The organism is Mesorhizobium sp. M7A.F.Ca.AU.001.01.1.1 (genome assembly GCF_004022735.1).
Lineage (GTDB): Bacteria > Pseudomonadota > Alphaproteobacteria > Rhizobiales > Rhizobiaceae > Mesorhizobium > Mesorhizobium ciceri.
Window position 1 is genome coordinate 1 of the sequence record NZ_RZPF01000456.1, and the last position, 5,441, is coordinate 5,441.

Here is a 5,441-nt window from a genome sequence, read left to right on the forward strand (position 1 = left end):
TCGCCGAGCGGGATCTTATGGTTTTTCCCCGCCAGCAGGACAAAAATATCGATGTAGTCGTCGCGGCTCTGCGGCCCGTCGACCAGCCAGCGGGCGCCGGCGCGCTGGCGCAGCGCGTCGTCGACATTTTCGGGGTAGTTGGAGAACATGCCGAACGAGCAGTTGCCGCGCACCACGGTGGCGGCGCCGGCGAAGGCGTCCATCAAGACGCCTGTTATCTCCTGCTGGCCGGCGGAGGCGCGGTCGTCGGAGCGTCTGGCGGCCACCTGGTCGATGTCGTCGATGGTGCCGAAGCCGATGACGCGTGGGTTCAAGACATTGTTGATGAACTGGCGGCAGTTCTGGCCCGACTTGCCCTGGTAGGACGAGATCTGGTCGACGCCGAAATTCTCGTAGGCGAAGGGATAGCCGGCGACCTGGCAATAGCCGTTGACGAGGCCGGCGATCATCTGGATCAGCGTCGTCTTGCCAGTGCCGGGGGCGCCGTCGCCGATGAAGGTGAACAGGAAGCCGCCGAGCTCGACGAACGGATTGAGTTCGCGCTCGAAATCATAGGCCATCAGCATCTTGGCGAGCTTGACCGACTGGTATTTGGCGATGTGGTTGCCGACGACCTCTTCCGGCTTCTTGAAGGTCATCACCAGCGGTTTTGAGCGCTTGCCCGGCGCGACGTCGAAACCATCGAGAGTGAAATCGTCGGCATCGATGCGGATATGGGCGTTCTCGAACGGGCCGATGCCGTCGAAGCGGCCCTTGCGGGCCAGAAGCCCGTCGATGGCGACGCGGGCGAAGGCGCGTGCCCTTGTCATCAAATCGGCATCATCGGACGATCCCGAGATCGCCTTGTCGAGGCCAGCGAGGATCGACTTCACCGCATCCTGCGGCGTGTCGAACAGGAAGTCCGGCTCGGGGATGTCGTTGGGTGCCTCGCCGTCGCTGTCGATCAGCTGGAACAGGTAGGAGGCGAGGCTGAAGGCGGAGATGTAAGCCGAGGCCGACAGAAGCTTCTTGAAGGTGGCCGCTTCGTCGCCTTCGAGCGGCGCGCGGGTATTCCTGGCCTGCAGGCTTTCGAGGTCGGAGCCTTCGGCAAAGACGTCCGATATGGCCAGCGCGATCGCCGTGCCGCGCCGGGCGCGAAACAGGAGCGTGTGCTGCGGGATGGTCAGCAGCTGGTCGTCGAGATGAACGGCGCCGACGGTCTTGGCCAGCTCGACCTCGCGCGTGCGACGCACCGAGCCGACCGAGACGGTCGAGACGAAGCGGCGGTTGGTGCCGGCAAGCGCGGTGCCGGACTCCCGTGACGGGTCCTCCAGCACGACGATGCGGGTGATGAAGCTCTGCGCGGTGGCGCGGTGCTTCTCGATGGCGGCTTCCGGAATGGTGGTCAGGCCGGTATCCATGAAGGGTGCTCCGTGGTGTGACGGTCAGACGTCTGAGATGACCTGTCCGTTGGACAGGATATGAACCTTGTAGCCGGCAAAAATCTTCTGTGCTTCGCCGGCGGCGTAGAGTGCCTGATAGGCCTCGTGCGGAATCAGCGCATGGTTTTCATAGCTCGACACGCCCTGACGCGCGGCTTCCAGATCATCAGTGTTGATGAAGAATTCCTGCGTTGTCTTCTCACTCGAAAACAGGCCCTTGCGGCCGGGTTTCTCGCTCTTGGAATAGACCTCCTGGATCGTCCAGGTCAAAAGCCAGGCATTTTGCGGCTTGCGCACCTTGGCCAGAACCTCGGTCACCGTCGAATTGTTGTCGGTAATCCCCACCGAATAGAACGGGCCGAGCACGACGCGGCGCAGCTGCTTGGGGTGCAGCGGTTCGAAATCCTTGTCGAGGTTGACCGCGATGGTCGCCGGCGACAGCGTATAGGCGGAGTTCTTCTCGGTGAAATCGTCGAAACGATGGGCAAGCTCGGGATTGAGCAGGCCGTCGACCGGCAGCGGAATGTCGACCGTCTCGTTGAGTTTGCCGTTCCTGTCGACAAGCTGGCGGATCATCGCGTCGGAAGAATCCTCCACCGTCACCATGTAGACCAGAGGCAGGTTGGCGCTGCCGTCGAACGTCGCCCAATGGACGAGATAATAGGGCCGTCCCGTCTTCGGATTGACCGAGACCTTGGCGGTTTGCGCCAGCGTGAAGGAACCGAAGGTGTTCTCGCTTTTCACGTCCTCGAGATAGAGCCGCTCGGCCATCGACTTCTGCAGCGCCTCGGGGAATTCCTTGTGGCGCAGGATGAAGTCGGCCATTTCCTCGCGCAATTCGCCGGCGAGCGGGATGTTGGCAAGCCGCGCGTCGGCCTGGCGGCGGTCGTTTTCCAGTTCGAGCAGGTTCTGGAACACCGGGAATCCGCTTTCGGCCCGCGAAATGCGGAACGTGTCCATGAAGCCCAGCCGGTTGCGCCAGCAGGAAAACGACTTGTCGAGCCGGGCGATGTATTCGGCGACGATCTTGGCGACGATGCCGTGCCGGTAAAGCGGCGAGCGATCGTCGCGCATGAACACTTCAAGGCCGCTCAGCGCGGCCGTGATGGCGGAGAAATATCGTGCCGCCGCTTCGTTTTCGGGGGTCATGCCTGTGCGCTCGCGGGCAGTCCTATCACCCCTAAGACTGCACGTAGTTTGCCGAATTGTGCTTCTTCAGCACCTCGTCGAAGCGGCGGGCAAAGGCATCGTCGGCCAGCTTCTTGCGGCGCTGGATGTCGGCGGTGGCGACCATGTTCTTCTCGTGCATCTCGAGTAGGTCGCCGATGTGTTTTTGCGAAGCAGCACCGATGCCGGCCATGGTTTCCTCGGCGGTGTTGTCGACCTGGCTGCCCAGCGTGTTGATCTTGTGGGCGACGTCCTGCTGGGCGGCGGTCTTCAGCGAATCTTCCAGCGCCTTGTAGAGCACGATGCGCTGCTCGGTATCGATGGTCAGCTTGTTGATCAGCGTCGATTGCGCGGCGATCTGGTTGTTGAGCGAATCGACGAAGGTCTGGAACATCGAGGTGTAGCGCTCGAGCGTCTGGCTCTCGGCCAGCAGCTCCTGCTCCTTGGCCTGCTTTTCGTTGTATTCCGTCGCCAGCTTGGAGCGTTCGCCTTCGAGCTGCGTGCGGTCCTTCTGGCTGGTCGAAGCGGCGATCTTGTTTTCGATGTCGAGCAGCATCGGGTTGAGCTCCTCGATGCGCTTCTGCACGGCTTCGAGGTTGGTCATGGTGGTCTTGCGGCGCTCGATCACCTGCGACAGGCTGGTTTCCGAGGTCTTGTAGCGCTGGTCGAGGACCTCTTTCTGCGCCTTCAATATGCCGACGATGGTGTCGGATTTGACCAGCAATTCCTGCAGATTGCCCGCCAGCGACATGTTGCGGACGCGGTCGGTGCGCATGCGCTGCTTGCTCTGGCTGGAGAAGATACCGATGAATTTTTCCCAGCCGGTGTAGTTCTTCATGCTCTCGAACTCGGAGCCGAAGACGTTGGTGGCGTCCTCCAGGCCGATGATCAGGTCGGCAATGTTGCCTTCCATCACCTTTTGCTGCTTCAGCACATCCTCGATGCGGGCGTTCTCGAGGTCGAAATTGGCGTCGCCGATCTTCTTGTCCGATGTGGCGAGCGTATCAAGCATGGTGCCGGACTGCTCGATCTTGGAGCGCATGTCCTGCACGACCTGCTTGGTCTTGGCAATTTCGGCGTCGAAATTCTGCAATGTCGCCATTGGGGCCTCCCGCTTCGGCATGACGTCGCTGGTCGCGAACAGCGGCGAATATATGTGGGGCATCGGGGGATTGAAAGACGTGACAACAAGGGCGGCGTGAAAACAAAAGAATCCATCAGGGTCTTGAAAACCAGTGAAGGCGGGGGCCTGGCGTGATTAGCTTGCCTGCCAGCCGTAGTTCAGCTGTCATTGAACTTTCATGCGGCAAGCCGAGGGCGCACGGATGCCTTTGTATTCGGCAAACGACTGAAGCAATCGCGGCCGCGATATGCGAGGGGAAAGCCGGTTTTACAGAGCTGATGAACAGCGGATCAAGGCTTGGGATCGGCCTTCAGATAGGCGATGACATTGGCGATGTCGTCGTCATTGGTCAGGCCGCCGAAGGCCATCTTGTTGCCCGGCACCTTCAGCTTTGGGGCCTTGAGATACTCGGCGAGATTGGCTTCATCCCAGACCAGGCCGGCGGCGCCGGCACTCTTCATCGCCTCGGAATAGTGGCCAAGAAAGCTCTCTGCGCTGCCGGCGGTGCGGCCAACGACGCCCAACAGATGCGGACCGACCTTGTCGCGGTCGGTGGCTGCGTCATGGCAGGCCATGCATCGGTTGAAGACCTTCTTGCCCAGGGCAGGATCACCGCCGGCATGGGCTACGAGCGAGCTGGCAAGGAGAAGGATACTGGCGAACGAAGCGTCTCGAAGCATGGCTGACCCCGGGGAGCTCTGGCTGGCTGCGTTATAGTACCGAGGCCTTAAGAAACGCTGCATCGGGCCGGGGTCAAGGCCGCCGACCGTCAGCCCTTGATAAAGCCGATGAAGTCGTCTGGCGCGGCGCGGCCCATCTCTTCCTCCCAGTGGCGGCGGCAGAGCGAGACATAGACGTCCTTGCCGATCGCCACCTGCTCGCCCTGGCGCGCCACCTTGCCATCGGGGCCGAGGCGCACGACCATCGTCGCCTTGCGGCCGCATCGGCAGATGGTGCGCACTTCGCGCAAATCGTCGGCGATGGCCAGCAGCGCGCGCGAGCCGGAAAACAGCTTGCCCTGGAAATCGGTGCGCAGGCCGTAGCACATGACCGGGATGTTCAGCCGGTCGGCGATGCGGGCGAGCTGCCAGACCTGCTCTTCCTCGAGGAACTGCGCCTCGTCGACGAAGACGCAATGCACCGACGTATGCGCGTGATGAGCGGCGACGCGGGCGAACAGATCGTCGCCGTCGCGAAACATCTCGGCTTCCGTCTCCAGGCCTATGCGCGACGAGATCAGGCCTGTATCGCCCTTGCGGTAGTGGCCGGCGACGAACAGCATCGTGCCCATGCCGCGCTCGCGGTAATTGTAAGAGGCCTGCAAGAGCATCGTCGTCTTGCCGGCGTTCATCGTCGCGTAGTGGAAGTAAAGCTTGGCCATGCCGCTCTTTTAAGCCGACTTGGCCTGACACGGGGAGGGGCCAGAGCGGCATTCCCCTGAAAAAGCCGGCTGGCCAGACAAAAGCGCCTGATGTGTCGCTGATTGGCCAGCCCGCGCCGTTGATCGTGATTGTCTTAATGCTTGAAACCACACCAGAATGGTGTTTGGCTGACGAAACAAGGCGGGCATAGAAACCGTAGCTACGCTTCGCCAAAGAATCACAATGGGAGACTGTCTATGTCGCGTATGAACTCTTTCGTCGCCGGCCTCGGCCTGGCGGCTTTTTTGTCAACCAGCGCTGCCTACGCCGGTGATCCGGCAAGCTGCAAGGCGGTGCGCCTTTCCGACG

General features: G+C 61.5%; 5 protein-coding genes and 1 pseudogene. 1 reads left to right on the plus strand and 5 read right to left on the minus strand.

The window, feature by feature from the left end; all coding sequences use genetic code 11:
* The 5 genes from EN884_RS24080 to EN884_RS24100 form a co-directional block, all read right to left on the minus strand.
* A partial coding sequence (locus EN884_RS24080; RefSeq protein WP_164895127.1) for an ATP-binding protein occupies nt 1–1,400 on the minus strand: 1,400 nt, incomplete at its 3' end.
* Nucleotides 1,401–1,424: 24 nt separating this feature from the next.
* Entirely contained in the window at nt 1,425–2,570 is a 1,146-nt protein-coding gene (locus EN884_RS24085; protein ID WP_063168855.1) for a hypothetical protein, read from the minus strand.
* Between the two features lie 31 nt (nt 2,571–2,601).
* Complete coding sequence (locus EN884_RS24090) at nt 2,602–3,690, minus strand: hypothetical protein (RefSeq protein WP_024504535.1); 1,089 nt, start codon at nt 3,688–3,690, stop codon at nt 2,602–2,604.
* 311 nt (nt 3,691–4,001) lie between these two features.
* Nucleotides 4,002–4,391, minus strand: a complete 390-nt coding sequence (locus tag EN884_RS24095; protein WP_063168854.1) for a cytochrome c family protein — start codon at nt 4,389–4,391, stop codon at nt 4,002–4,004.
* Nucleotides 4,392–4,480: 89 nt separating this feature from the next.
* Complete coding sequence (locus EN884_RS24100) at nt 4,481–5,092, minus strand: thymidine kinase (RefSeq protein WP_013529955.1); 612 nt, start codon at nt 5,090–5,092, stop codon at nt 4,481–4,483.
* Nucleotides 5,093–5,329: 237 nt separating this feature from the next.
* On the opposite strand from EN884_RS24100, the pseudogene EN884_RS40310 reads away from it, so the two are divergent.
* Nucleotides 5,330–5,441 (plus strand): annotated as a pseudogene (locus EN884_RS40310) (glycine/betaine ABC transporter substrate-binding protein); the annotation flags it as partial.